Origin of the sequence: Mycobacterium terramassiliense (assembly GCF_900157385.1) — a bacterium.
Lineage (GTDB): Bacteria > Actinomycetota > Actinomycetes > Mycobacteriales > Mycobacteriaceae > Mycobacterium > Mycobacterium terramassiliense.
This window is the reverse complement of the sequence record NZ_LT717700.1, coordinates 111,060-137,084: the sequence shown is the minus strand read 5'-3', so window position 1 is coordinate 137,084 and position 26,025 is coordinate 111,060. Positions and strand designations below refer to the sequence as shown.

Genomic DNA, 26,025 nt, shown 5'->3' with positions numbered 1-26,025 from the left:
CCACCGACAGTACGGAAGGCTCGGTGCTAGCCGATAGCTTGCTGGATCAGGTCGCGGGCGCGGTCGAGCATCGAGGCGAACGGCCCGACCGCGAAGTTCAGCTTCGCCGACTCCACGCCCGGGTGCGGGCGCGTCGGCGCGATGGCCTCGGCCGCTCGCACCGCCGTCCCCATCCGCTTGAGATCGTCGTCGTCGACTTCCCGCTCCAGCACCGGGAATTCCTCGTCTTCCTCGTGCCGGGCGTGGTCGAGCACGGCGCCGCGCAACTTGGTGACCTCGTCGATGAACTGCTGCGAGGTGATGTCGAGTTTCTCGATCTGCGCGAGCAGTTCCTTGGCCTCGTGCTCTTCCTGCAGGCGGGCGTCGACGATGCCGTCGCCCGAATCGGCCTCGCGGCGCACGCGGGGGTGCACCACCATCTCCTCGGCGGTTTCGTGCACGGCCAACAGCTGACGCAGCTCGATGAAGGGCTTTTCGCGCGCTTTGGGATCCGAAGCGTGCAGCACCTCTTCGAACATGTCCTCGATGAGGTTGTGCTGCGCCTTGAGGAACGCGACGACTTCCTGGGGTGATTGAACGAGCATGTCGGCCATCGCCGATACCTCCAGTGATAGGGGAATTGAAGAAATACCCGGTGGGAGAACGCATAAACGCGAGCCCCCGCCAGGCGCGGCCGCGCCTGACGGGGGAGTACGACGGAAACGGCTAGACGCCGCGCCCGGGGGTGGTGGTGCCCACACCGGTGACCGCGGCGGTGTCCTTTCGGCGCTTCAGGCCCAGCAGCCCGCCCAAGCCAAGCAGGCCCAGCAGCCCCCACAAGCCGTTGTTGTCGCTGTGTTGGTCGGTGGTGGTGTTGGTGTCCGCCAACGTCGTTGTGGTCGACGACGGCGCCGGGGCGCTTTCGACGGCGGCGTTGGCGACGCCGGCCCCACCGAACAGCAGTGCGCCGGTGGCAGAAACGGCCGCAATGGTCTTACGCATGTTTGCTCCTTAATTGGTTCTCTCGACCAAGGGGTGACCGAGAACGAGGTCGGGACCAGTCGCCTCTAGCCCCTGCGAGAAGCGGCGCGGGACGAAGGCCCCTGGCGTCGCAAGGGATGGGCTACCCCGCGCCATGGCGGTGAAACCTCGTGTGGGGTGCCCGGCACAACGGCCTGCGACGGCGTTGGCGAAATGCGATCATTTGCTGATGAATGACCCCCAGCAGCGCATCGCCGAGCTGGAGCGGCAGCTCGCGCAGCAGAAGCGCATCGCCGAGCTGGAACGGCAGCTGGCCGACGCCAAGGCGGCCGTGGAAGAGAACCAGGCCGTCGAGCAGCCATCGCCGGTCTCGGCCGCGCAGATGGCGGCCATCGACGAGCACGCGCGCCGGTTGGCGCAGGCCCTGCAGGCGGAGCGGGGCGACCCATTGGCACCGGGGCTGGCACCGGTCCGGGAGGCGCTCTCGCGCGCGGTGATCGACGCCGGTTTGTCGCAGCAGCAGTACCGGGACGTCCTGGCCCGCGCCGGCCTACGGGCCGGCGGCACCATCAAGGTCGGGAGCCAGGTTGTCTTTTCGCGTTGCGACCCGTCCGATCCGGTCTTCTTGGAGCCGGGTGCGCGCTCGGCGTACGCGGCGCCCCAGCGCAAGCGTGGCGGGGCCGGTTGGATCGGGCCGGTCATCGCGATGCTGGGCGGGGTGATCGGCCTCTGCGTCGGTGGCGCGGCGGCGGTGACGGCGGTCATCCCGTCGACCGCGCTGTGGATGAGCCCCATCGTGTGCCGCGGCGGGTATGAGATGGCGTACAACACCGAGCATTACAGCTACAAGCCGGGCCAGTCGGGCACCAGCGTGAGCTTCCAATGCGTCGGCGACGGCGACTATTACGACGTCAACGACTTCGCGGTGTTCGCCCTGCAGTCCTTGCTCGTCGCGGTCGTGCTGTGCGTCGCCCTGGCCGTTGGTCGCGTGCTATGGCGCCGGTCGCATAAGCCCGGCTGACCGGCCGTTTGAGATGCCGCTACGGTTTAACAAACACCGGCTAGCACTCACGGAATGAAGATGGCGACAGATCAGACGTATGAACAGGTCGGCGAGCAGGCGCCGGATCCCTCCGACATCGGCTGGCGCATCGATCCCGTTCTCGCCCGCAGCTGGCTGCTGGTCAACGGCGCGCATCCCGACCGGTTCCAGTCCGCGGCGCATTCGCGGGCCGACATCGTCGTTCTGGACATCGAGGATGCGGTCGCTCCCAAGGACAAGCAGGCCGCCCGCGAGAACGTCGTGCGTTGGCTCAGCCGCGACAACACGGACTGGGTCCGGATCAACGGGTTCGGCACCCCGTGGTGGGCGGACGACCTGGCGGCGCTGGCCGGCACCCCGGTCGGCGGGGTGATGCTTGCGATGGTCGAATCGGTGGACCACGTTACCGAGACCGCCCAGCGGCTGCCCAACGTGCCGATCGTGGCGTTGGTCGAAACCGCCCGAGGCCTCGAGCGCATCACCGAGATCGCCGCGGCCAAGGGCACCTTCCGGCTGGCCTTCGGGATCGGCGACTTCCGCCGTGACACCGGTTTCGGAGAGGACCCCTCCACCCTGGCTTACGCCCGGTCGCGCTTCACGATCGCCGCGAAGGCGGCCAACCTGCCCAGCGCCATCGATGGGCCGACGATCGGCTCGAACGCGCTGAAGCTGATCGAGGCCACGGCGGTTTCCGTCGAGTTCGGCATGACGGGCAAGATCTGCCTGGCCCCGGACCAGTGCGCCGTGGTCAACGAGGGGCTGTCACCGTCGCAGGACGAGATCTCTTGGGCCAAGGAGTTTTTCGCCGAGTTCGAGCGCGACGGCGGAGAGATCCGCAACGGCTCCGACCTGCCGCGCATCGCCCGCGCGACCAAGATCCTCGAGCTGGCCCGCGCTTACGGCATCGAGGTGTCCGAGTTCGACGACGAAGAGCGGGTGCACTCGCCGGCACCGTCGGACACCTATCACTACTAGGCCCGGGAGCAGGTCAGATGAGCGACGCGGTGGACTTTCACTTCGACCCGATGTGCCCGTTCGCCTATCAGACTTCGTTGTGGATCCGCGACGTTCGCGACCAGCTCGGCATCACCGTCAACTGGCGGTTCTTCAGCCTCGAAGAGATCAACCGCTCGGAGGACCAAAAGCACCCCTGGGAACGGGACTGGTCCTACGGCTGGTCGCTGATGCGGATCGGGGCGCTGCTGCGCCGAACGGACATGGCGTCGCTGGACCGCTGGTACGCCGCGATCGGGCGTGAGCTGCACACCCTGGGCGGGAAGCCACACGATCCCGCGGTCGCGCGAAAACTGCTGGGCGACATCGGCGTCGACGCCGCGATTCTCGACGAGGCGCTGGACGACGCCACCACCCACGACGAGATTCGCGAGGACCATCGGCGCGTCACCGATGCCGGCGGATTCGGTGTGCCGACGCTGTTCTTGTCGGGGCAGTGCCTGTTCGGTCCGGTGTTGGTGGACCCGCCGACCGGTCAGGCCGCCCTGACGCTGTGGAGCGTGGTGACCGGCATGGCCGAGCTGCCGCACGTCTACGAATTGCAGCGGCCCAAGGCGCCCGCCGACCTCGAGCTCATCGGCACGAGCCTGCGTCCCTACCTCGACGGGCGCGATTGGGTCAGCATCAATCGCGGCGAGGTGATCGACGTCGAGCGCCTAAGCGGCGTGGCGGGCCAGCGCGACACCGATGCGTAGTTCGACTTCGCTGACCGTGATTGCGGGCGCGCGGGGCGGGGCGCCGGACCGGTAGGTGTGGCCGGTCGGCGTGGTGAATTCCGCTGTATGAGTGTGGTTTTCGTCGACCTGCGTGCGGACCCGCCAGCCCGCGGCTTGCTTGGCGTAGTTGCAGCGCTCGCAGCAGCCCAGGCCGTTGTCCGCCGTGGTGGGCCCGCCGTCGGCCCAGGGCTGGGCGTGATCGCGGTGGCGGATCGGCGCGTCGCAATAGGGGGTGCGGCACCGCTGGTCTCGCAGCGCGATGAATCTGGCCAGGCCGCGCGGAAACAGCCGCGCCCGCGACTCCATGGCCACCAGCGCCCCAGCCGCCGGGTGGGCGTAGAGCCTGCGCAGCGTTGCGAGGGAGCGCCGGTCGCCGACCGAGTCGGCGACCATCGCGCGCGCGACCGCCGCCGGAATCGGTCCGTAGCCGGCGATGTCGGCCGGCGCGTCGGCACCGCCGAGCAGCGTTTCGTCGGTGAGCACCAGGTTGACCGCGATGGGCATGGGCACGGCCGCGTCTCGGCCGGTGACCCGTTCGACGAGGGTGTCGGCCATGACCTGCCCGCGGGATCGACCGTCAGCACAGGTGTCGGCCTCGCGGCGCAGCGCCGCATACACCGAAACTCCCTGCGCGACAGGTAATAACGCGGTCACGTACGTCATGGTGTCGGGCGCGGGCCGGATGGTGACCGCGCGTTCGTTCTCGGCCTTGGCCGCCCGGTCGACGACGGCGTGCGGGTCCAGCCGGTAGGCGATCGCCTTGGCCGCGGCGGCCACCCGCGCGTCGCCCATCCCGTCCAGGCCGGCCGGATCGGCGCACAGTTCGGCGTCCAGCCTGCGGCGGTCCTCGACGTTTAGGCAGGCGCTCTCGCGCACGATCAGGGTGGCGCGCCACTCCGAAAGCGCCCCGCATTCCAGCGCTGCCAGCGTGTGCGGCATCTCGTGCACCAGGGCCTTGGCGAAGCCCAGATGCCGCCCACCCCGGGCGGGAGAATCCCGCCGCGCCAGCGCGACCTCGCTGGCCACGCCCCGTCCGCGCTGCGCCGCGGGCACGCCGGCGGCCGCCTCGGCGGCGCGCCGCGCGGTGTCCAGCGCGACCGCCAACCGGGCCTGGTCCGCCGCCGCGGCGGACTTGACCCTCTCCAGCTCGGCGATGCGCTCTATCAGCGCCGATTGATGTTCGTCGAACATGTGTTCGAGTATACCCCGCCCGCCGACAACCGTCGTTACGCTGGTCCCGTGAGCATCCGGGTGGCGCGCGTGTACGAGGACGCCGGCCCCGACGACGGGCAGCGCGTGCTGGTGGACCGCATCTGGCCGCGGGGATTCCGCAGGGACGATCCGCGGGTGGGCACGTGGTGCAAGGACGTCGCGCCGTCGAAGGAACTCCGCGAGTGGTATCACCACGACCTGCAGCGGTTCGAGGAATTCGCGGCGCGCTACCGCGAGGAACTGCATGACAGCCCGGCGCTGGCGGAGCTGCGCAAGCTGGCCGACCGCGGCGTCGTCACCCTGGTCACCGCCACCCGCGAAGTGGACGGCAGTCACGCCGCGGTGCTGGCGGGGATCCTCAAGGGCCGCTGACCGCCGGCGGCTCGGTAGGCTCCCGGTTTGATATGAGCGAACCCGAAGTGATCCTGCCGCGGGAACTGACCGACATCAGCGACGAGGTGCGCAACGTGCCGCCGCCGCCAAGCGTCGCGGAGGTCCCCGCGCCGTACGCCTTCCGGCTCGCCGACCCGGACGCCGACGCGGAAATGGTCGCCGAGTGGATGAGCCGGCCCACCCTGGCCGAGGCGTGGGAGTCCGCCTGGGCGGCCGAACGCTGGCGTCGCCACCTGCGCGCGCAACTCGACGGCACCTATTCGCGGCCGTTTTTCGCCAGCCTGGACGGCGAAGACCACGCCTATATCGAGTTGTACAGGGCCGCAAAGGATTCCATCGCCACGCGGTACCACGCCGACCCGTACGACCTGGGCATCCACGCCGCCATCGCCGACGAAGAATTCGTCAACCAGGGCATCGCCGGCTACGTGTTGCCGCACTTCGTGGCCAGCGTGCTGGGCCAGGAACCGCACTGCCGGCGGATCATGTTCGACCCCGACTACCGCAACAAGACGGCGCGGCGGTTCTGCGAGCGCGCCGGTTGCGCGTTCCTCGGCGAGCACGACATGTCCAACCGGCGCATGGCGCTCTACGCGCTGCCCCGCACGCCCGGCGACATCCCGAGACTTCGCGAGCGCTGATCATCGCTGCGCCAGCCATTGTCCGAGCACCGCGGCGGCTATCCCGAGCGCGACGCTGACGACGATATTGGCCAGCGCCGTCCACGTCTGGCGCTCCTCGCCGAGGCGCTGGGTTTCCAGCATCCACGTGGAAAAGGTGGTGTAGGCGCCGACGAACGCCGTCCCCGCCAACAGCGCCGCGTCCCTGCTCAACACCAGGCCCCCGAGGAAACCCAGCAGGACGGCGCCGCTGATGTTCACCGCGAGCGTCCCGAACGGGAAGGCCCGCGCCGCCCGGCGGGCCACCGCGCCGTCGATCACGAAGCGCAGCACCGACCCGATGCCGCCGACGAGCGCGACGCCGGTCCAGACCAAAATCGCCGTCACCGGCGCACTCTTGCCCGGCGAACCAGGACGGTGGCCAGGTGGACGGCCAGCAATCCCAGCACAATGCTGCTGGTGGTGTAGGCCGCGGCGGTGGCCCACCGGCCGTGCTCGATCATGGTCACGGTCTCGACCTGCATCGTCGAAAAAGTCGTCAACCCGCCGCACAGTCCGGTGCCGAGCAGCGGGCGCCGGTAGCTCGACAGCGGCAGCCGCTCCAGCAGCCGGGTGGTGAAGTAGCCGAGCAAAAACGCGCCGACGATGTTGACGATGAAGGTCGCCCACGGCCAGCCCGCCGGTTCGCGCATGACGGTGGTGCTCAATGCCACCCGGGCCAGGGTGCCGAGCGCCCCGCCGGCGAAAACCGCGGCCAGCTCGCGATAGTCGTGTGCCACGCCTGTTCCCTTCCCCCGTCGCGGACTTACAGGTGGGTGAACCCGGGACGTCAGAAAAGTACCTGACAAGTCAGCGGCGTGCGGCGCGGGCAGAATTGGTAACCATGGCCCACCCGCGCGCCGGTCAGCCGGCCCAGCCCCAAGACCTGGTCGACCTGCCCCATCTGGTCACCTCGTATTACTCGATCGAGCCCGACCCGCAGGACGTCGCCCAGCAGGTGGCGTTCGGCACGTCGGGTCACCGCGGGTCGGCGCTGGGCGGAGCGTTCAACGAGGCGCACATCCTGGCCATCACCCAGGCCATCGTCGAGTACCGCGCCGCGGACGGCACCACCGGGCCGCTGTTCATCGGCCGTGACACCCATGGCCTTTCCGAGCCGGCGTGGGTGTCGGCGCTGGAGGTGCTGGCGGCCAACGACGTCGTCACCATGATCGACTCGCGCGACCGCTACACGCCGACGCCGGCGGTCAGCCACGCGATCCTGACCTACAACCGCGGCCGCACCGACGGGCTGGCCGACGGGATCGTCGTCACGCCGTCGCACAATCCGCCCTCCGACGGCGGTTTCAAGTACAACCCGCCCAACGGTGGCCCCGCGGACACCGACGCGACCAACGCAATCGCCAAGCGCGCCAACGAGATTCTGCGCGACGGATCGGGGGTGCGGCGGGTGCCGCTGGCCCGCGCGCTGAATGCCGTCCAGCGCTACGACTACCTCGGCACCTACGTCGACGACCTGGCAGGCGTGGTCGACCTCGACGCGATCCGCGCGGCGGGGGTGCGGATCGGTGCCGACCCGCTCGGGGGCGCCAGCGTGGACTACTGGGGCGAGATCGCGCAGCGGCACGGGTTGGACCTGACCGTGGTCAACCCGTTGGTCGACGCGACGTGGCGGTTCATGACGCTCGACCACGACGGCAAGATCCGGATGGACTGCAGCTCTCCGGACGCGATGGCGGGGCTCATCGCCAATCGCGACCGCTACCAGATCGCGACCGGCAACGACGCCGACTCCGACCGGCACGGCATCGTCACCCCCGATGCGGGCCTGTTGAATCCGAACCACTACCTGGCGGTGGCCATCGACTACCTCTATACGCACCGCCCAGCCTGGCCGGGCGGCATCGCGGTCGGCAAGACGGCGGTCAGCTCGTCGATCATCGACCGCGTGGTGGCCGGCATCGGGCGCAAGCTGGTCGAGGTGCCGGTCGGGTTCAAGTGGTTTGTCGACGGGCTGATCGGCGGCACGATCGGTTTCGGCGGCGAGGAGTCGGCGGGGGCGTCGTTTTTGCGGCGCGACGGGTCGGTGTGGACGACCGACAAGGACGGCATCATCCTGGCGCTGCTGGCCTCCGAGATCCTGGCCGTCACCGGCTTGAGCCCGTCGCAGCGCTATCAGGAGCTGACCGCCGAGTACGGCACGCCGTTCTACGCGCGGGTCGACGCGCCCGCCGATCGTGAGCAGAAGGCGCGGCTGTCCCGGCTGTCGGCCGAGCAGGTGACCGCGACCGAGGTGGCGGGCGAGCCGATCACCGCGAAGCTGACCGCCGCCCCCGGCAACGGTGCCCCGCTGGGCGGGCTGAAGGTGACGACGGCCAACGCGTGGTTTGCCGCCCGGCCGTCGGGCACCGAGGACGTATACAAGATTTACGCGGAGTCGTTCAACGGCCCCGAGCACCTGGCCGAGGTGCAGAAGGCCGCGCGCGAGCTGGTGAGTTCGGTGATCGGGTGAGGCTGTGGCTGTTGCGTCACACCAGCCACATCAGCCTCCGTCTGGCTGGTCCCACCCGGCTCCCAAACTCGATGGCGCATGCGATACCACGCCCGACTGACCAGCGGCTTTGAACGCATCTGGCCAGTGGTGTAGCTTCGATTGGCACGACTTGGGGCTATGGCGCAGCTGGTAGCGCACCACACTGGCAGTGTGGGGGTCAGGGGTTCGAGTCCCCTTAGCTCCACCATTCACCCGGCTAGGCAGGCTAAACGGCTGGCTAGCGCTGGGGTCGGCCCAGTTTTCCGGGCGCGTCAGCTGACACGTGATCCGGAGAAGAGCCGGAACAGCGAGAATCGGTGTCCGCCAGGTGATGTCGCGGATTGAGCGTTATGGAATCTCGTACACGACGATCTTGTCGGCGATGCCGCGCAGCGCGGCCTCCTTCTGAATCGGCCGTATTGCCTCCTTCTCGAGGATGGCGGCGACGCCTGGCGCGTCGATCACGGGACCGGTGATGTGGATCTCCTGCGCGGTCGACAGGCTCTGCACCCGCGCCGCGATATTGACGGTCTGGCCGAAGTAGTCCTGCCGCTCGTTCAGCATCACCGCGAGACACGGCCCCTCATGGATGCCGATCTTCACGATCAGGTCGGACTTGCCGCGCTCGGCGTTGAGCTTGTCCATCGCGGCCCGCATCCGCAGGCCCGCGACGAGCGCGTGGTCCGGCTGGACAAAGGTCGCCATCACGGCGTCCCCGATGGTCTTGACCACGGCGCCCTTTTCGGCCGCGATGATTTCCAGAAGCGCACGAAAGTGCGCGCGCACCAAGTCGAATGCGGCGAGGTCGCCGACCCGCTCGTAAAGCGCGGTCGACCCCTTGAGGTCGGTGAACAGAAACGTCAGCGAGGTGATTTTCAGACGCTGATCGATGTTGAGATTGTCGGCCTTGAACACATCGCGAAACGTCTGATTCGACAGCATCCGCTTGGCGGTGAGGAACGGCCTGCGCTTGGCCAGCAGGTCGTGGAGTTCGTCGGCGACAAACACGGTGGGCAGCGTACGCAGGGGAGACTCGTTGTCGAGTGCGAGCCGCAACGGCCCCGGACGCAATGTGCTGGACCCGGTCGGCGGGTGCGCTTTGTTGAAGGTCAGCCCGAGCTGCTGAGGTTCCGCGGTCGGCTCGCCTTGGACGTCGATGAAATGCGCGGAATGCGTCACCGGCTCGAAAACGATGATGAATTGCGGCGGAAGCTGCAACGACAGCGCCGCCCGTTCCCGGGCGGGCAGCTCCAGCGCATCCAAGGTCACTTCCCCGGTCAGCGAGGCCAAGGAATCCTCGCCGAGATCGATGCCCGAACTCCAGAACACTTGCTTGTAGTAGTCCCATAGCGGCAGCGTGTTGGGATCGTGAGCGGCGATCCGCCGGACCTTGGGGCTGACGGTAAAGGACACCTCGACCTGCTCGTCGACGGAAGGCTCATAGCCGCAGGCGCACAATCCGCAGCGATAGTCGTCATCACGCAGCGATTTCAGCGTGTCGTGCGCGTCCAGCACGCCGCTGCAACCGGGACAAAGGACGTTCCAGCTGAGATCGAACAGGCCAAGCCGCGAGGCGTGCAGGAAGCCGGAAATCACCTTCTCTTCGTCGAAGCCGGTGCGCTTGGAAAAGTCCAGGGCGTTGATTCGATTCAGCTCATGATCTTGACCGTCCTCGATCAAGCGCGCGATGGCATCCGCGACGGCCCGATCGGCGGTTCGCTTCAGAACCGAAACCTGCGACTCGATGTCGCTCATGATTCCAACCTAAACATCACCGCGCCTGGCCGATACGGCCTCGATCAATTCCATCTAGGGTTGATTTCATGGGTGGCGAGTTCGTCGAGATCCGGATAACTCACCCCTGGGAATCTCTTCAGTCGACGCCCGAGGCCATTCGCCCGCGGCTGTTGGATTGGCGCGTTGACGCTGAGGGCAGGCACGTCGCCTGGCGTTACCGGATAACCCGTTACGAGCAGGACGGCCAACCGAGGTGGTGGTTGGACGGGACCGGCCAGCACCCGTGGACCAGCGACGACGTCGAGTACCTGAAGGACGTTGCCGAGCACCACGCCGGTCGACTGTTGCGCAGGCACCGTTGGCAGCCCAAGAGCATGTACAACGGCCAGGAGCCCCCGCTGTGGATAGGTGGTCGAGGGGTGTCGTGATGAACTGGGAGCAGTGCGACCGTCGCAATCTAGACGGCACAGGCTAGGGATGCAGGTTCCACTGACCGCAATCCTCGGCAAGGACGTCGTTGACGTCGACTGCGAGTCCCCCGACTTCCGGGCCGGGATTCGACGCCGTACTGACCACGCGTTGGTAGAGGACCGCGGCGGGTTCGATCTGACCGCGGGACCAGGACCGGGTCTGCCAAGCCCACCGGCGGCCGGGGGTGCGCGAACTTCCGATAACGCCGTCGGCGGCGGCCCAGCGGCACACGTCGATGCCGCCGTAGACGCCGGTGCGTTGCACTCCCAGCACCGAATTGATTCCGCGAAACCACTTGAGTGCCAGATTGTTCCAGGTTTCGTGGTTGACGTCCTCGTCGACGCTGAAGAAGATCGGGGCGCTCTGAGCGCCACCCGCCGCGGTATGCAGCCTCCAGGCGGTGCGAGCATCGGCGACGCCGCCCTCGAACCCGCGCCGGAAATCCGATGGTGCTGTGCTACCGGGCTTGCCGTATTGGTAATTGCTGACAATCATCAGCCCGGCAGCGGTCAGCTGCTCGGCGTAGGGCCGGGTGATCGGCTTGGCACCCATCGAGGAGCCGGGACGCGATAGCGACACGTAGTTGATGACCCCGGCGTAGCCGGCCGCTCGAATGTGCTCCGCTGGAATCTGGCTCATGGCGAAGTCGATCAGTCTGGGGGTGGCGCCAGCCGCCGTGGGGATGGCGGCCGCCGTCGGCACGGCGACACTTGCGACTCCCGCATACAGCCCCGGCAGTGCCGAAATAGCGATGCCGTAGCGCAATACGTCGCGCCGCGGAATAGCGCGTGATCGCCTTTGGCACACGTGTACCGACAAGTCCTGCATCGCGTGATGTTAAATATGTGACTTTTGTCAACATAAGTAGCGTGAGGCAGTCGATATCAAATCGGTCTTTGCGGTTCACCGGCCCGAGTCAATGGCTGGAGCGGACGCATCGTCTCCAGCCCGTCCGATTCCGTCGCGGAAATGGTGGTGCGCACCATGTGACGCGGCTCCGACGCCGGCCAGGGCCGGCCCCGGTGCATGGTCGCGCGGTTGTCCCACATCACCACGTCGCCCTCGCGCCACATGTGCAGATAGCTGTGACCGGGGGCGGTCGCCGCGTCGATCAGCTGGGCGAGCAGTTGCTGCGCCGCCTTTTGCTCCATGCCCTCGATCGCGAAGGCGTGCGAGGCGATGTAGAGCGCCTTGCGGCCATTGACGGGGTTCGTCCACACCAGCCGCCAGCATTGCGGCGGCAGCGCCGCCCGTTCCGCCGGGGTGGCGAGGTCGGGCGCGATCTTGCCGCGCGAATAGGCGTATTCGTGCCAGGCGAAGCAATTCTCCAGCCGCCGCCGCAGCGACGGATCGAGGCGCTCGAACGCGAGCCGGGTGGAGACATATTCGGTCTCGCCTCCGCGGCCCGGGATGATCCGTGACGACAGCACCGAGGCGAGCGCCGGCACCCGTTTGAAGGCACTGTCGGTATGCCAGAGCTGGTTCGCCTTGTTTTCCAACGCGATCCGGTGCTCTTCCGGCACGACGTTGCCCTCCTCGTCGAGGGTCTTGAGCACCACCAGGTTGCTGCCGTAACCAGCCGAACCCACCTTGGTGGCCTCGAGCGGGCCAAAGCGGCGGGAGAAGGCGAGCTGCGCGTCGTCGGTGACGTCCTGGTCGCGAAGGACCAGGACCGAGTGCTCTTCGAACGCCGCGCGCACCGCCGCGTATGCGGCATCGCCGGCCGCGACGTCGTGGATGGTCACGCCGCGCAGTTCGGCGGCAAAGCCCGGGCCCAACGGCACGATTTCCATCGACGCACCCCATGCATTGCAGCGTTCGAGCACGACTTTTCACCTCCAGCGGGCCGCTGACAAGCTATCCCGCTCAGTGGGTTCGTCCCTGCGCGGGCCGATCCGTTTCTCCTATACTCCACATACCGCTGGAGGTGCGATGGCTACTACCTGGGACACGTTGGACCGTTACGTCGTCATTTCGACGGATACTCACGCCGGGGCCGATCTACTCGACTACAAACCGTATCTGCCGGCACGGCTGCACGATGAGTTCGACGCGTGGGCCAAGGCCTATGCCAGCCCGTTCGACGATCTCGTGATCGCCACCGCCAACCGGAACTGGGACCACGAGCTTCGGATCGCCGAGATGGACGCCGATGGCGTGGCCGCGGAGGTGCTGCTGCCCAACACCATTCCGCCGTTCTTCCCGACGACCCCGAACATCACCATCAGCCTGCCCCGCACCCGTGACGAGTTGGAGAAGCGTTGGGCCGGGGTGCAGGCCCACAACCGGTGGCAGATCGACTTCTGTTCGCTGGCCCCGGCCCGGCGCCGCGGGTTGATCCAGATTTTCCCCAACGACATCGAGCTGGCGCTGGAGGAAATCCGCTGGGGCGTTGAGCAGGGCTGCTTTGGCGGAGTGCTCATTCCGGCGGTCTCGCCCGGTGACCCGCACGTGGCCCCGCTCTTCCACACCCGCTACGAACCGATCTGGGCGCTCTGCGCGGATCTGGACCTGACGGTGGTGCAGCACGCGGGGGCCGGCAGCCCCGAGATGCCGATGGACCAGCCGGCGTCGAACGCGGTGCTCATCACCGAGATGGCGATGTGGGCCCAGCGCACGCTTGGCCACCTGATCCTGGCCGGGGTGTTCGAGCGGTACCCGACGCTGCGATTCGCGCCGACCGAGCAGGGCACCTATTGGGTGCCCGGCCAAATCGGCATGCTCGACGCCATGGTGCCCACCATGAAGTCTGAAGCCGGCAACCGCACCTACGGGATGTTCGGCGGATCGTCGGTCGACGAGCTGACCATGGCGCCGAGCGAATACGTCAAGCGGAACTGCTACCTGGCCACCGAGCTCACACCGATCGACTCGGGGATGATCGATTTCATGGGCCCGGAGCACATCATGTGGGGCAGTGACTATCCGCACGAGGAAGGCTTTGCGCCCCACTCCACGTTGGCCATCCGCTGGGCCCTGCACGACAGGCCGGAGGACGTGTGCCGAAAGATCCTGGGCGGCAACGCCGCCCGCGTGTATCGCTTCGACCTCGAGGCGCTGGCCCCCGTGGCCGCCAAGATCGGGCCCACCGTCGCCGAGGTGCGTAAACCCTTGGAGGACACCGGCTATCGCGCCCCGGCCGCGTTCGGCTACCGGCCGTTCGAAGGGGGACTGGCCCTCAAGCGCCTGGCTCCGGAACGAAGCTAGGGCTCTTCGGTCAAGGCGGCGCTGAGCCGTCGGGTCGCGGCGGCGAGCTGCCTGCCCAGGCGGGTGACCGCCGCGCCGCTCATCGGCTCGGCGCTGGGGACCAGGCTGAGCATCAGGGCGATGCGCGACCCGCCCTCCAGGATCGGGGAGTCGATGTGGCTCACCTCGTAGGCGCGGTTGGGGTCCAGGCTGATGGGGAACCAGTCTTCCTGATGGATCAGTTCGTCGGTCAGCTCCTGCGCCAGCCGGCTCAGCCGGGTGGAACGCACCTCGGCGCTCCGCACGATCTGCGCCAGCTCCCGCAAGCGCAGGTCGGGCAGGATGTGCAGACCGACCGCATAGCCGCGCCGCTTGGCGGCGGTCAGCGCCTTGCGATAGCGATCGCCCACGTCCTCGGGCAGGGCGGCCAGCCAGCGCTCCCGAGCCGCCGGCCCGGCCCAGGCGACGATCGACGCGCCGTACGGCGGGCGGTGCGGGAACTGGGTGCCAACGGGCATCGGATGACCGCCGCCGTGACGGCTTCGGACCTGATCGACGACGGTCGAAAAGTCGTCGCTCACCGAGAAGGCAACGCAGTGCGCCCCCGTCGCGGCCGATAGCTCGGCCATCGCCGAGCGCGCCAACACCAGCGCCGGGTAGCGCTCGGCCGCTTCCCGCCCGAGCCGGACCAGGGCGGGACCGAGATGGTAGGTCTTGCGAACCGGGTCGCGCAGCACCCAGCCGGCCCGGAGCAATTCGGACAGCATCGAGTGGCAGCTGGCCTTGTGAACGCTCAACTCGCGCGACACCTCGGCCAGCGTCATCCCCCGGCTTCCGTCGCCCGCCAGCTGCTCGAACAGCTTCACGACCCGTTCGGTCTGCGGGGACGGACGCGGGGCCATGGGGGCAATGGTCGCATAATGCGACTGCTTGCGGTGCCATGCGCGACCGTGTGACGATGGCCACGATGACGGACCTTCAGGGCAAGGTGGCGGTCGTAACCGGGGGAGCCGGAGGCATCGGCCGGGCCATGGGCAGGCGCTTCGGCCGCGAAGGCATGAAGGTGGTGCTGGCCGACGTCCTCGCCGGGCCGCTGGACGAAGCGACCCGCGCGCTCGCGGACGAGGGCCTCGACGCGGTCGGGGTCCTCACCGACGTCACCGACTATTCCTCGGTCGAATCGCTCGCCAAGGAAGCGCTCGACCGCTTCGGCGCGGTCCACGTGGTGTGCAACAACGCCGGCACCGGCGGGGTCTCCGAGGGATACATGTGGGAACACGACCTGGCCGACTGGCGCTGGGGCATCGACGTCAACGTGCTGGGCGTGATCCACGGCATCAAGGCCTTCGTGCCCATCCTGCTCGAGCGGGGCGAGGGACACGTCGTCAACACCTGCTCGGGCAACGGCGGGTTCGCGCCCATTGCCCGGGGGGCCATGGGCGGACCGGCCACCGCGGTCTACCCGATGACCAAGGCCGCGGTGCTGTGCCTGACCGAAAGCCTCTACACCCACCTGGAAATGACTGGGACGCGGGTGCGGGCGCACGTCCTTTTCCCCGGCGGCTTTTTGAACACCGGCATCTGGGAGTCCTGGCGGCACCGCCCGGAGCGCTACGCCGCGACCCAGCAGCGCCGCACACCCGACCAAACACTGGAAAAGGTGGTGGCGCGCTTCGAATCCGGCGGCGCACGTGTCGAGTTCACCCCGCTCGAGACCGTCGCCGACCTCGTCGTGGACGGAATTCGGGCGGACCGCTTCTGGATGATGGGGCCGCCCACACCGGCCGATGAGGTCGTGAGCAGCAAGGCGGCATCGATCCTCGCTCGCCGCGAGCCCAACTACCTGGTCGACGTCCTCGGCCGGCACGCCGAGAACGCACGGGAAACCGAAGGAGGAAAGCCTTGAGCACCAACGGAGTTCGCTACGGTCCGCGCCCACCCGAGGCGCAAGTCGACCACGAGATCGACGCCACCAAGGCGCCCATCGCCACCGAGGCGATCACCATCGCCTACCTCACCGATCCGGAGATCGTCGCGGCAGTGCTGCCCAAGCCCCTGGAGCCGGCGGCCGAACCGCTGGTGCGAATTCAGCTGCAGCGGGTCCAGATAGAGGGCAGGCCGCCGTTCGGGTCAGCGGTGTTCTCGGTGACCGCCCGGCACGGCGAACTGGACGGCGACTATCCCCTGTTCATGCCCCAGTCCACCGAACAGTCGGTCACGGGCGGGCGCGAAACATTCGGCGAGCCAAAGAAACTCGCGCACATCGAGGTGCGGCGCGACGGTGAGAGCGTCGGTGCCACCATCGACCGCCTCGGTTATCGACTCATCCGCGTAGACGGGCGGATCACCGGCCCGGCGGAGTTGCCCCCTGACCAGGTGAACACCGAGTTCTACTTCAAGTTCCTGCGTGCCCCCGACGGCAGCGGCATCACCGACCCCCACCTGGTCTACGGCGAATACCACCGGCACTACGAGCAGCTGGACAACATCGAGGGCACCGTCGAGTTGGGAGAGTCGCCGCTGGACCCGGTGGCCGACATCGTGATTCGCGAAATCAGGGCGATGACCTGGTGCCGCCGGCGCACCATCCAGGTGGGGCGGATCGCGCAGCGGGTGCCACAGGACTGGCTGCTGCCGTACGTGCACCAGCGCTACGACGACCCCTCTTACGACGGAGCCCGGTCTCCTGCCCCCAGGCCCGAGCCGGCGTCGGCCTAGCGCCATGGACCGGTACACGGTCATTTCGGCCGACTGCCACGCCGGCGCCGATTTGCTCGACTACCGCGAGTACCTCGACCCGCAGTACAGGGACGAATTCGACGGCTGGGCAAAGACATACGTCAACCCGTTCGGCGACCTCACCGAGGCCGACGCCGAGCGCAACTGGAACAGCGCTCGACGCGACTCGGAGCTCGATGCCGAAGGCATCGCCGGTGAGGTCCTCTATCCCAACACCGTGCCACCATTCTTTCCTCAGGCGAGTCTGGCCGCCCCCCAGCCGGTTACCGCCCCGGAGCTCGAGCTGCGCTGGGCCGGCCTGCGGGCGCACAACCGCTGGCTGGCCGACTTCTGCTCGTTGTCGCCCGAGCGGCGCGCCGGGGTGGGCCAGATCCTGCTGGGGGACCTCGACGCAGCCGTCGCCGAGGTAGCGCACATCGCCAAGTTGGGCCTGCGCGGCGGTGTGCTGCTGCCCGGGATTCCGCCGGGTGCCGCCATCCCGCAGCTCTACGCCGAGCACTGGGAGCCGCTCTGGGCGGCATGCGACGAGGCGGGGCTGGTGGTCAACCACCACGGCGGCAACGCCGGACCCAACCCCACGGACGGGTGGGGCAGCTCGTTTGCGGTGTGGGTGTATGAGACCCATTGGTTTGCGCACCGGGCGCTGTGGCACCTGATCTTCAGCGGCGCGCTGGATCGCCACCCGGACCTCACCGTGGTCTTCACCGAGCAGGGTGCGGGGTGGATTCCGGCAACGCTCGACTCGCTCGACGTGGCGGCGGCCCGCTACGGGCGAGCGAACTCGGCGATCGCCCGCTTCGCCGGGCCCACCGCCGGCTCGCTGAGCCTCAAGCCCAGCGAGTACTGGGCGCGCCAGTGCTACGTCGGCGCCAGCTTCATGCGACCCGTCGAATGCGCCGAGCGCCACCGGATCGGCGTCGGGAAGATCATGTGGGGAAGCGACTACCCGCACTTGGAGGGCACCGCTCCCTATACCCGAGAGGCGTTGCGCCACACCTTCACTGGCGTGCCGGCCGACGAGGTGGCGGCCATGGTCGGCGGGAACGCGGCGGCCGTCTACGGCTTCGACCTGGACGCCCTCGCGCCCCTGGTCGACCGGATCGGCCCCACCGTGGCCGAGGTCGCCGAGCCGCTGGTCGCCGTGCCCGCCGACGCCAGCAGCACCGTCTTCGAGCCCGACCCCATCCGTGCCTGGTAGGCGAAAGGAAGCACTATGAACCGCGCGGCCCCTTACCTCATCATCTCGGCGGACTGCCACGCCGAACTGCCGACCGAGCAGTACCGCGAATACGTCGACCCGGAATACCGGGACGACTTCGAGACCTTCCTGGCCGAGAAGGCCGCCGCCGCGCAGGCCGGCGGATTCATCGACGAGCAGTTCGCCGAGCAATGGTTCTCCGAGCACGGAGACGGCATCGCGGGCGGCTGGGATGTGGGGCTGCGGGACAAGGAACTCGACGGCGACGGGGTGGTCGGCGAGGTCATCTTCCCCGACGCCGACGCCGTGACCGGCGTCGCCGGGGCTCCGTTTCGGGGCGGGCCTGGGCCAGTCGGGGGACCTCGACCCGGGGCGCGCGATGGCCGGGGCGCGGGCGCACAACCGCTGGTTGGCCGAGCTGTGCGGCCACAGCCCCGAGCGGCGGGCCGGGGTCGCGGTGGTGCCGATCCTGGCGGACGTCGACGCGGCGGTGGCCGAGATCACCCGAGCCGCGGAGTCCGGACTGCGGGGCGGGATCTTGATCCCGGCGCGCTGGGTCGGCTATCCGCCCTACCACGACCGTCGCTACGACAAGGTTTGGGCCGCCTGCCAGGACCTGCAGATGCCCGTTCACACCCACTCCGGTCCCGCGCCGCAGGAGGAGTACGGCGGGCACCTGGGCATCTACGTGACCGAGGTGCGCTGGTGGGGAGCCCGGCCCCTGTGGTTCGCGCTGTGGTCGGGTGTCTTCGAGCGCTTCCCCCGGCTGCGCTGGGGGGTCACGGAATGCGGTGCGTTTTGGGCCAACGACCTGCTGTGGCTGATGGACACCCGCTATCTGCGTGAGCATTCGGCCAAGAAGATGAGCCACCAGATGGAGGGCGACCTGACGATGCCGCCCTCGGCCTACTTCGACCGAAACTGTTTTATCGGGGCCACCACCACCGAGCGCAGGGAGCTGGCGCGGCGCTACGAAATCGGCGTATCGAACATGCTGTGGGGCAATGACTTTCCCCATCCCGAGGGGACCTGGCCGCACACCCGTGACTGGCTGCGGCGCTCCTTCTGGGACATCCCGGTGGAGGAGACTCGGCAGATGCTGGGCCTGGCGGCGGCCGAGGTGTACAACTTCGATCTGGATGCCCTTGCCGGGCTGGCCGAGCGCATCGGCCCGACCCCCGAGGACCTGGGCCAGGACGATGCGGTGAGCGTCCCCAAGTGGGAGGCCGCCCGCCGGACCGGCCGCCACTGGCTGACGGACGCGGAGCCCATCCCCGACCTGGTGGAGAACTGAGTAGGACCTGACGGGAAAAATTCCCTTCCGATCAGGCGGATCGTGATCCTTTCGCGCGAGGAGCCCGGCCGCATATTTTCCCGGGATGACCTCCAGCGTCGGCAGCATCCCGACCCAGATCGCCCGGGCCACGCCCGCAACCTTCAAGCAGGCCCTCTTCGTCGCGGTGACGGCCGGGTTGGGCTATGGCTTCGATTCCTATGCGGTCAACATCTACGGCCTGGTCCTGCCGGACATCAAAAGGACGTTGCACGTCACCGACGCCGAGGCCGGCTACATCGGCTCGATATTCCTGCTGGGCTACACCATCGGCACCATCGGGTTCGGCTACGCGGCCGACCGGTGGGGGCGCAAGACCACGCTCGGGGCGTCGATCCTGCTGTACGGCATCACCACTTCCCTGGCCGGACTCACGACGAACATCGCCGCGTTCACCGGACTGCGTTTTCTCACCGGTGTGGGCGGAGCGGGGGAGCTCGCGGTCGGTGCGCCATACACCGCCGAGGTGTGGCCCGCCAAGACGCGCGCCCTCGGCGTCGGCGGCGTGATCTTCTCCTTGTTCTCACTGGGCTACGTCCTGGCCGCGGCCGTCGCCTTGGCGCTGGTCCCGCACTTCGGCTGGCAATCGGCGTTCATCGTGGCGATCGTCCCGGCCGTGATCTTGTTCCTCGTCCGGCGGGGCATCAAGGAATCCCACCGCTACACCGACGTGCAAACCAAGATCGTGCGCGGGGTCGCGAAGCCCCGGCTGTGGAAGCTTCCCGGCGTCCGGCGCCGGCTCGTCGCGGGCTGGCTCATCTACACCGCCAACGCGGTCGGCTACTGGGGAGTGACCGTCTTTTTGACGACCTACATCGTCAAGAGGTTTCACGCCTCCCCGATCGACGCGATCCGCTACGCGCTGGTGTTCTTCCTGCTGCAAGTCGTCTTCGTCTACCTGGGCACCGCGCTCGCCGATTGGGTGGGCCGGCGTCCCTCGGCGATCCTCGCCGCCGTCATCGAGTTCTTCTCAACCATCCTGGCCGCCACCTCTCACTCGTTGGACCGATACCTGGTCTTCGGGGCGATCGCCATCGCCACCCTCGGTTGGCTTTGGGGAGTCGGTGACACCTACGTCTCGGAGTTGTTCCCAACGGTGTTGCGCGGCACGGGTTTCGGAATCGCGGTTGGCGGCGGCCGGGTCGTCTCGATCGCGGCCCCGGCCGTGGTCGGCTGGGGCATAACGCATTACGGGTTGCAGACGCCATACCTGGCGATCGCCGGCCTGTGGGTGTTCACGGTGGCCGGCTACTTGCTCGGACCGGAGACGAAAGGCAAAGAACTCGAAGACCTCGCCGACGAGGCGCTGACCGAGGACCTGGTACCCGGCACAACGTAGCCGGGTTCGGCGCGGCCGACTAGCCGTGGTGCGGCGGCTGCTCGTCGCGGAGCCGGCGCTCGTCCGACGCCGCGCGTGCCTGCTCCTCGTCGCCGAACCTTTCCAAGTCCTCGGGGGTGAGGTGCGCCCGCGACGGTTTCGGCGCGGAGCGCGGTGGAGGTGGGGGTTCGTTGGACATCGGGTGATTGTCCCTCTCGCCAGGTAGCGTTGCGCGACATGTCACCACTACAGGGCAAGGTCACGCTCGTGACCGGAGCGTCGTCGGGCCTTGGGGCCGAGACGGCCCGGCTGCTTTCCCGGCAGGGCGCAACGGTTTTCGGCATCGGCCGGGACACCGGACGCCTGGCCGAGGTGTTCGACGACGTGGAACGGGGCTGCTACGCGTCGGTGGACGTCGGTTCGGCGCACGCGTGCAGGGACGCGGTGGCGCGGTGTGTCAGCGAGTTCGGCGGGCTGGACGTCCTGATCAACATCGCCGGGCGACACCAGATGCGCCGCACGGAGTCCATGACCGACGACGACTGGGCCGAAGACCTCGCGGTCAACCTCAACGGACCGTTCTATCTGTGCAGGGCCGCGCTGCCCCATCTGCTGGAGCGAGGCGGCAACATCGTCAACGTCAGCTCCATCGCCGGCGTCGAGGGGCAGGCCTACTCGGCGGGCTACTGCGCCGCCAAGCACGGGCTGATCGGGCTCACTCGCGCTCTGGCGGTGGAGTACACCGCCGATCGCCTGCGGGTCAACGCGGTGTGCCCGGGCGGCATGCTGACCCCGCAGATCGAACAGTTCAGCGCGCCGGAGAACCCGAACTACGACCTGATCATGCGGACGGCCTCGCCGCGCGGCATGATGCGGCCCCTCGAGGTTGCGAACGTGATCGCGTTCCTGGCCAGCGATGCCGCGGCCGCCGTCCACGGCGTCGTCTATCGCGTGGACAACGGCAAGGGCGCCGGGTAGCGGGCGCTCAATCGAGGCCCTCCCAGAACCGCGTGAGGGCCGCGGCGCCGCGCGCCGGATCCTGCAGCATCCACCAATGCCCGAGCCCCTCGAGCACTTCCGTGCGCGCCCCGGCTCGTTCGGCGGCCCGGCGCCGCATGGCTTCCGAGCCGACGTAGCCGTCCTCGGTGGCCAATATCGACAGGCCGGGTCGAGCCGCGGCCTTGTCCAATTCGCGACCGACCTCGGCCATCCCCGGCTGCCGGGCCGAACGGTAGAGCAGCAGGATCGCGCGTCCCATCTCCGGGCCCTGCGCCGCCGCGACCGAGGCCGCGATATCGGGTGGCATGCCGGCGGCGGCCCACATGGCGGCCCGGTCCTCGGCCGTGCCACCCAGGAAGGCGTCGACGTGCTGCTCACCCTCGCCGGGTGTCTGCCAGACCTGCGCCATGTCGTGCCAGACGTAGTCGGGGTCGAAACAACCGAGGATGTCGCTGACCCAGCTGCGCACCAGCTCGGGTCGATGCATCACCACGTTCACCACGTGCCCGCCGCCCCAGTCGTGGCCGACGAGGTCGACGGGCTCGCCGATGCCGGCCAGCTCACCCTCGAGCCAGTCCCGGTAGGCGAGGTAGGTCGCCGAGAAATCGTCGGGCATGGGCGCCCCGAAGCCCGGGGGAGAGAGCCGCACCACGTCGGTTCGCCCGAGCGCGCCGACCAGCGGCCCCCAGATCGCGTCGGCCTCCGGATTGCCATGCACCAAAACGACAGTCACGGCGCCCTCCCTTCAGTGGGTCACGTCGGCGCAGCTCGACTCTGCCAGCACCTGAGGGCCGGTGCCCAGGCGGATTAGGTTCTGGGCGCGAATCGGACTACTCTTGCCCGCGGCCCGTTTCTGACCCAGGAAAGCAGACATGCCCATTCAGCCCAGTCTGCGGCACCCAAACGCATTGCGCCGCAGCCGTACGCGACGTACGGCTCCTCGTGTGAACTGCCCAACGATCGGTCAGTGCTTCGACATCGAAGTCGCCAGGGATCCCGACGGGTGGATGATCCGGATTCCCGAGATCGGTGGCCTCGTCCGTGTCGGCCGTCGGGCGGAGGTGGAGGTCGCGGCGCGGCGGTGCATCGCGACCCGCACCGGCATCCCGATCGGTTACGTCTCGGTCTTCGTCGCGCGCGAGACCGCCGCCACCACGTGAACCGGTTTTAACCCTGGGGTAGCGGGCGGGACCGCACCAGCGTGGGCCACCAGAACCACGGCCCGAGGATGCGCAGGATGCACGGCACGACGAACGAACGCACGATCAGCGTGTCGAGCAGCAGGCCGATGCACACGGTCGAACCCACCTGACCAATAGTCCGCAGATCGCTGGTGAGCATCGCCAGCATGGTGAAGGCGAACACCAGGCCTGCGGACGTCACCACGCCACCCGTGCTGCCCAGCGCGCGGATGAGGCCGGTGTGGATCCCGGCGTGCAGCTCCTCTTTGACGCGGATGATCAACAGCAGGTTGTAGTCCGAACCCACCGCCACCAGGATGATGAACGTCAGCGGCAAGATCAGCCAGTGCAGGGGCAGGCCGATGAGGTGCTGCCAGACGAGTATGGACAGCCCGAACGCGCCGGCGTAGGAGAACGCCACGGTGCCGGGAATCACCAAGGCGGCCATCAGGCTTCGCGTCAGGACCAACATGATCAAGAAGATCAGCACAAAGGCGGCGATCGCCACGATGAGCAGATCGGACGCGGCGTATTCCTTGATGTCCTTGTTGGTTGATCCCGAGCCGCCGATGTAGATGCGTGCGCCGGCCAGCGAGGTCTCTTTGAGCGCCGTGGTGATGGCTGTGGGGAATTGCTCGACATGCTGCACGCCCTCCGGGCCGTTGGCGTCGCCCTCGTGGGTGACGATGAGTCGAGCGGCCTTGCCGTCCGGCGACATCAGCAGCTGCATGCCCGTCTTGACGTCCTCGTTGTCGAAGGCTTCGTGGGGGATGTAGAAGAAGTCATCGCTGCGGGACTGGTCGAAGTCCAGGCCGACATTGACCTGGTCGTCGAACGTCTGGGCGGTCTGGGTGGACTGCAGCGACGACTGGCCGTAGCTGCTGACCAAGAGGCCGGCCAGCGCCTCCGAGTCGTCGGCCGTGAGTTTCAGCTGCGTGATCACCTGCGGCAGGATCTTGTCTAAGGCCTCGAGGGACGTTTTGGCGTCCGTGATGTCGTCGGCCAGCTTGTCGATGTTGTCGAGCGCGTCGAACAGCGATCTGAATGCCCAGCAAATGGGGATGTCGAAACAGTGCCTTTCCCAATAGAAATAGCTTTTGACCGGGCGGAAGAAATCGTCGACGTTGGAGATTTCCTGATTCATCTCGGCCGTGATTCTCTGCAGATCCTCGACGGTGAGCACCGTCTTGTGCAATTCGTCCGACATGTTTTGGAAATAGACGATCTCTTGCCGCAAGACCTCGACGGAGTGCGTCGTGATCTGCGCCTGCTGGCTGGTGTTGGCGTTTTGCTGCTTGGTGAACGGCAGCTGTTGGCCGCTGCCGCTGCCCTGCGTGGTGAACAGGTAGGGGAGGGTGGCATGTTCCAACGGTCGGCCCAGGGGCCTGGTGATGCTCTGCACCATCGCGACGCCGGGAAGGCGGATGAGGGCCTTGGCCGCCCGGTCCAGCGAGATGAAGTCAGCCGAGTTGCGCATGTCGTGATCCGTCTCGATCATCAGCATCTCGGAGAACAGCTTGCTCTTCGGGAAGTGCCGGTCCGCCGCCGTGAAACCCATGTTGGCCGGGGCGTTGTGCGGCTGGTACTGGCGGTCGTCGTAGTTCTGCCGGTACGTGGGCACGAAGACCGCCCCGAGCAGCACGGCGGCGGAACTGGCCACCAGGATCGGCACCGGCCACCGCACCACGCTCGTTCCGATCCGCCGATACAGGTGCGCCTTGGCCGCCCCTCTCGGGTCGAAGAGCCCGAAGAGGCTGCCCACGGTCAGGAATGCCGGGCCGAGCGTCAGCGCCGCCGCGATGTTGAACAGCATGGCGATGGCGACCGCCGGCCCCATGGTGTGGAAGTAGTTGAGCCGCGCGAACGTCAGGCAGTAACACGCGCCCGCGATCGTCAGCCCGGAGCCGAGGATGACCGGCGTGACGCTCTTGTATGCGGTGTAGAACGCCTCCTCCCTGCTCTCGCCGGCCTGTCGCGCCTCGTGATAACGGCCCATCAAGAAGATGCCGTAATCCGTCCCCGCGCCCAGGGTCAGCGCGACGACGATGTTCACCGCGAACGACGAGAGCTCGATATACCCCAGATGGCCGAGGGTCGAAATGACCCCCTTCGCGACCAGCATCTCGAACAGAACCCCGGCCAAGGGCACGAACAGGGTGACGATCGAGCGGTACACCAGCAGCAACATCGCGATGATGAGGAAGATCGTCACGATCGTGATGTCGTTCAGGCTTGAATTCGCAATGGCCACCGTGTCCGAGGCCAGGGGAGCCGCGCCGCTGACGTAGACCCTGAGCCCGGGCGGTGGCGTGTCCTTCGCGACGACGTCCCGAACGGCGGCAACGGACTCGTTCGCTTGCATCTGGCCGATATCGCCGGCGAGGCGCAACAGCACGTACGAGGCCTTGCCGTCGAGGCTCTGCGCCCCCGCCGCGGTGATCGGCTTCCCCCACAGATCCATGACGTACTGCACATGCTTGGGGTCCTGCTTGAGCCGGCGCACCAAGTCGTCGTAATACCGATGATCCGCATCGCCCAACGGGCGGGTGGCTTCGAACACGAGCATGGCCAGGCTGGTCGAGTTGGACTCCTGGAACTTCGCACCGATGGCCAGCAACGCCCGCTGCGACGGCGCGTAGTGGGGGACCACCGGCCCCGCGAGTTCTTCCGCGACCCTCTCCACCTGCGGCATGAAGGTGTTCGTCGACACGGCGAGAAGGGCCCAGAAGGCGATGATCGGTATCGCGAAGACCCGAACCATTCTGGGGACGAACGGCCGTTTCGGCCGGTGCTCCGCCGGATGCTCACTCATGCGGATTTCACCAGGCAGAAGACGTGCGCATCCTCGTGGGTGTCGGAGTGTTCATCGCGGACAACGCCGTTCACCAGCATCCGGCAGCCGATTTGGCCGCCATGAACCTGCGCCGAGATGCTGCCCGACACCACGGTGAGCGTGGTCGTCTCCGTGTGCGACCACGGTAGGGCGGTGAGGTCGACCTGATGCGGATGCCCGTTGACGTCGACATAGACGAGCATCCCCCCTTGCCCGACGGAGCCGGACAACTCGAACGTGAGCCGTTTGAGGTTGAACTCCGGGGGTGCTGCCGGGCCGTTGACCGTGATGACGGGCGGCGGAGCGGAGAACTGGTGCACCTTCCACATTCCCACCGCACCCACGCCGAGCGCGACGACGGCCACCAGTGGCATCCAGACCCGCGCCAGGACGGTCCTGCCGACTGAACGGGGGCTCACTCGATCACCTTTCGGAGCTCGGTCACGACATCGTCATCTCCCCCGGGCTCCCACCGCCGGGTCCGTGCAAATAGTAGACGGTCATGTGCCCAATGGACATCGTGCAAAGAGTATCGGTACC

The 26,025-nt window shown here is 67.8% G+C and carries 27 protein-coding genes, 1 tRNA gene and 1 pseudogene; 16 read left to right on the top strand and 13 right to left on the bottom strand.

Annotated features, from left to right (window positions below):
- Positions 1 to 26 precede the first annotated feature (26 nt).
- Both MTAB308_RS08630 and MTAB308_RS08625 read right to left on the bottom strand, forming a co-directional pair.
- Positions 27 to 593 (bottom strand): hemerythrin domain-containing protein, encoded by a 567-nt coding sequence (locus tag MTAB308_RS08630; RefSeq protein ID WP_077099092.1) that lies wholly within the window; start codon positions 591 to 593, stop codon positions 27 to 29.
- Positions 594 to 705: 112 nt separating this feature from the next.
- The gene (locus tag MTAB308_RS08625; protein ID WP_077099091.1) at positions 706 to 981 is read right to left on the bottom strand and encodes a WGxxGxxG family protein; all 276 of its coding nucleotides are present in this window, start codon (positions 979 to 981) and stop codon (positions 706 to 708) included.
- Between the two features lie 208 nt (positions 982 to 1,189).
- Here MTAB308_RS08625 and MTAB308_RS08620 point away from each other — a divergent pair, with 208 nt between their 5' ends.
- Genes MTAB308_RS08620 through MTAB308_RS08610 form a run of 3 tightly spaced genes read left to right on the top strand, consistent with a single transcriptional unit; the run spans position 1,190 to position 3,711 of the window.
- Positions 1,190 to 1,981 (top strand): hypothetical protein, encoded by a 792-nt coding sequence (locus tag MTAB308_RS08620; RefSeq protein ID WP_077099090.1) that lies wholly within the window; start codon positions 1,190 to 1,192, stop codon positions 1,979 to 1,981.
- A 60-nt stretch (positions 1,982 to 2,041) separates the two neighbouring features.
- Positions 2,042 to 2,977: an HpcH/HpaI aldolase/citrate lyase family protein gene (locus MTAB308_RS08615; RefSeq protein WP_077100067.1), complete on the top strand. Its 936-nt coding sequence runs from the start codon at positions 2,042 to 2,044 to the stop codon at positions 2,975 to 2,977.
- Between the two features lie 17 nt (positions 2,978 to 2,994).
- Positions 2,995 to 3,711 (top strand): mycothiol-dependent nitroreductase Rv2466c family protein, encoded by a 717-nt coding sequence (locus MTAB308_RS08610; RefSeq protein WP_077099089.1) that lies wholly within the window; start codon positions 2,995 to 2,997, stop codon positions 3,709 to 3,711.
- Here the strand turns inward: MTAB308_RS08610 and MTAB308_RS08605 are convergent.
- A complete protein-coding gene (locus tag MTAB308_RS08605; protein WP_077099088.1) occupies positions 3,673 to 4,923 on the bottom strand; it encodes an HNH endonuclease in 1,251 nt (416 codons plus the stop codon). The two genes, MTAB308_RS08610 and MTAB308_RS08605, sit on opposite strands and share 39 nt — an antisense overlap.
- A 48-nt stretch (positions 4,924 to 4,971) precedes the next feature.
- On the opposite strand from MTAB308_RS08605, the gene MTAB308_RS08600 reads away from it, so the two are divergent.
- Both MTAB308_RS08600 and MTAB308_RS08595 read left to right on the top strand, forming a co-directional pair.
- On the top strand, positions 4,972 to 5,316 hold the full coding sequence (locus tag MTAB308_RS08600) for a DUF488 domain-containing protein (RefSeq protein WP_077100066.1): 345 nt from the start codon (positions 4,972 to 4,974) through the stop codon (positions 5,314 to 5,316).
- 32 nt (positions 5,317 to 5,348) lie between these two features.
- Positions 5,349 to 5,978 (top strand): GNAT family N-acetyltransferase, encoded by a 630-nt coding sequence (locus MTAB308_RS08595; protein ID WP_077099087.1) that lies wholly within the window; start codon positions 5,349 to 5,351, stop codon positions 5,976 to 5,978.
- Here MTAB308_RS08595 and crcB (MTAB308_RS08590) read toward each other — a convergent pair whose 3' ends face one another.
- Together crcB (MTAB308_RS08590) and crcB (MTAB308_RS08585) are read right to left on the bottom strand one after the other, a co-directional pair.
- The gene (gene crcB, locus MTAB308_RS08590; protein ID WP_077099086.1) at positions 5,979 to 6,344 is read right to left on the bottom strand and encodes a fluoride efflux transporter CrcB; all 366 of its coding nucleotides are present in this window, start codon (positions 6,342 to 6,344) and stop codon (positions 5,979 to 5,981) included.
- Positions 6,341 to 6,736, bottom strand: coding sequence for a fluoride efflux transporter CrcB (gene crcB, locus MTAB308_RS08585; RefSeq protein ID WP_077099085.1), 396 nt, complete (start codon positions 6,734 to 6,736; stop codon positions 6,341 to 6,343). Before crcB (MTAB308_RS08585) ends, crcB (MTAB308_RS08590) begins: the two co-directional genes overlap by 4 nt.
- Before the next feature lie 104 nt (positions 6,737 to 6,840).
- Between crcB (MTAB308_RS08585) and pgm the strand changes: the two genes are divergently transcribed.
- Positions 6,841 to 8,469, top strand: coding sequence for a phosphoglucomutase (alpha-D-glucose-1,6-bisphosphate-dependent) (pgm, locus tag MTAB308_RS08580; protein WP_077099084.1), 1,629 nt, complete (start codon positions 6,841 to 6,843; stop codon positions 8,467 to 8,469).
- Between the two features lie 153 nt (positions 8,470 to 8,622).
- Positions 8,623 to 8,698 (top strand) — tRNA-Ala (locus MTAB308_RS08575).
- A 140-nt stretch (positions 8,699 to 8,838) separates the two neighbouring features.
- On the opposite strand, the gene MTAB308_RS08570 is transcribed toward MTAB308_RS08575, so the two are convergent.
- Complete coding sequence (locus tag MTAB308_RS08570; protein ID WP_077099083.1) at positions 8,839 to 10,245, bottom strand: adenylate/guanylate cyclase domain-containing protein; 1,407 nt, start codon at positions 10,243 to 10,245, stop codon at positions 8,839 to 8,841.
- Between the two features lie 68 nt (positions 10,246 to 10,313).
- Between MTAB308_RS08570 and MTAB308_RS08565 the strand changes: the two genes are divergently transcribed.
- Positions 10,314 to 10,655, top strand: a complete 342-nt coding sequence (locus tag MTAB308_RS08565; RefSeq protein ID WP_077099082.1) for a hypothetical protein — start codon at positions 10,314 to 10,316, stop codon at positions 10,653 to 10,655.
- 43 nt (positions 10,656 to 10,698) lie between these two features.
- On the opposite strand, the gene MTAB308_RS08560 is transcribed toward MTAB308_RS08565, so the two are convergent.
- Positions 10,699 to 11,526 carry a DUF1906 domain-containing protein gene (locus MTAB308_RS08560; RefSeq protein WP_077099081.1) on the bottom strand — a complete coding sequence of 276 codons (828 nt, stop codon included), beginning with the start codon at positions 11,524 to 11,526 and terminating at the stop codon, positions 10,699 to 10,701.
- Between the two features lie 56 nt (positions 11,527 to 11,582).
- Positions 11,583 to 12,491, bottom strand: a complete 909-nt coding sequence (locus tag MTAB308_RS08555; protein ID WP_077099080.1) for a TauD/TfdA family dioxygenase — start codon at positions 12,489 to 12,491, stop codon at positions 11,583 to 11,585.
- Between the two features lie 139 nt (positions 12,492 to 12,630).
- Between MTAB308_RS08555 and MTAB308_RS08550 the strand changes: the two genes are divergently transcribed.
- Positions 12,631 to 13,905 carry an amidohydrolase family protein gene (locus tag MTAB308_RS08550; RefSeq protein ID WP_077099079.1) on the top strand — a complete coding sequence of 425 codons (1,275 nt, stop codon included), beginning with the start codon at positions 12,631 to 12,633 and terminating at the stop codon, positions 13,903 to 13,905.
- On the opposite strand, the gene MTAB308_RS08545 is transcribed toward MTAB308_RS08550, so the two are convergent.
- Complete coding sequence (locus tag MTAB308_RS08545; protein ID WP_077099078.1) at positions 13,902 to 14,786, bottom strand: IclR family transcriptional regulator; 885 nt, start codon at positions 14,784 to 14,786, stop codon at positions 13,902 to 13,904. The genes MTAB308_RS08550 and MTAB308_RS08545 overlap by 4 nt on opposite strands.
- Positions 14,787 to 14,851: 65 nt before the next feature.
- On the opposite strand from MTAB308_RS08545, the gene MTAB308_RS08540 reads away from it, so the two are divergent.
- The 5 genes and pseudogenes from MTAB308_RS08540 (at position 14,852) to MTAB308_RS08520 (ending at position 20,493) form a co-directional block, all read left to right on the top strand.
- On the top strand, positions 14,852 to 15,790 hold the full coding sequence (locus MTAB308_RS08540; protein ID WP_077100065.1) for an SDR family oxidoreductase: 939 nt from the start codon (positions 14,852 to 14,854) through the stop codon (positions 15,788 to 15,790).
- Positions 15,787 to 16,602, top strand: a complete 816-nt coding sequence (locus MTAB308_RS08535; RefSeq protein WP_077099077.1) for an acetoacetate decarboxylase family protein — start codon at positions 15,787 to 15,789, stop codon at positions 16,600 to 16,602. The genes MTAB308_RS08540 and MTAB308_RS08535 overlap by 4 nt, the downstream gene beginning before the upstream one ends.
- A 4-nt stretch (positions 16,603 to 16,606) precedes the next feature.
- On the top strand, positions 16,607 to 17,821 hold the full coding sequence (locus MTAB308_RS08530; RefSeq protein WP_077099076.1) for an amidohydrolase family protein: 1,215 nt from the start codon (positions 16,607 to 16,609) through the stop codon (positions 17,819 to 17,821).
- Between the two features lie 15 nt (positions 17,822 to 17,836).
- Positions 17,837 to 19,115, top strand: a pseudogene (locus tag MTAB308_RS08525) (amidohydrolase family protein).
- A gap of 85 nt (positions 19,116 to 19,200) precedes the next feature.
- Positions 19,201 to 20,493 (top strand): MFS transporter, encoded by a 1,293-nt coding sequence (locus MTAB308_RS08520; RefSeq protein WP_077099075.1) that lies wholly within the window; start codon positions 19,201 to 19,203, stop codon positions 20,491 to 20,493.
- A gap of 19 nt (positions 20,494 to 20,512) precedes the next feature.
- On the opposite strand, the gene MTAB308_RS29225 is transcribed toward MTAB308_RS08520, so the two are convergent.
- A complete protein-coding gene (locus MTAB308_RS29225) occupies positions 20,513 to 20,671 on the bottom strand; it encodes a hypothetical protein (protein WP_173842138.1) in 159 nt (52 codons plus the stop codon).
- 38 nt (positions 20,672 to 20,709) lie between these two features.
- Here MTAB308_RS29225 and MTAB308_RS08515 point away from each other — a divergent pair, with 38 nt between their 5' ends.
- The gene (locus MTAB308_RS08515; protein WP_077099074.1) at positions 20,710 to 21,450 is read left to right on the top strand and encodes an SDR family NAD(P)-dependent oxidoreductase; all 741 of its coding nucleotides are present in this window, start codon (positions 20,710 to 20,712) and stop codon (positions 21,448 to 21,450) included.
- Between the two features lie 7 nt (positions 21,451 to 21,457).
- Here MTAB308_RS08515 and MTAB308_RS08510 read toward each other — a convergent pair whose 3' ends face one another.
- On the bottom strand, positions 21,458 to 22,204 hold the full coding sequence (locus tag MTAB308_RS08510; RefSeq protein ID WP_077099073.1) for an alpha/beta fold hydrolase: 747 nt from the start codon (positions 22,202 to 22,204) through the stop codon (positions 21,458 to 21,460).
- A 274-nt stretch (positions 22,205 to 22,478) separates the two neighbouring features.
- On the opposite strand from MTAB308_RS08510, the gene MTAB308_RS08505 reads away from it, so the two are divergent.
- Positions 22,479 to 22,631, top strand: coding sequence for a long chain fatty acid-CoA synthetase Faa4p (locus MTAB308_RS08505; protein ID WP_108637295.1), 153 nt, complete (start codon positions 22,479 to 22,481; stop codon positions 22,629 to 22,631).
- 7 nt (positions 22,632 to 22,638) lie between these two features.
- On the opposite strand, the gene MTAB308_RS08500 is transcribed toward MTAB308_RS08505, so the two are convergent.
- Entirely contained in the window at positions 22,639 to 25,464 is a 2,826-nt protein-coding gene (locus tag MTAB308_RS08500) for an MMPL/RND family transporter (RefSeq protein ID WP_077099071.1), read from the bottom strand.
- Entirely contained in the window at positions 25,461 to 25,904 is a 444-nt protein-coding gene (locus MTAB308_RS08495) for an MmpS family transport accessory protein (RefSeq protein ID WP_077099070.1), read from the bottom strand. The genes MTAB308_RS08500 and MTAB308_RS08495 overlap by 4 nt, the downstream gene beginning before the upstream one ends.
- Positions 25,905 to 26,025: the final 121 nt, after the last annotated feature.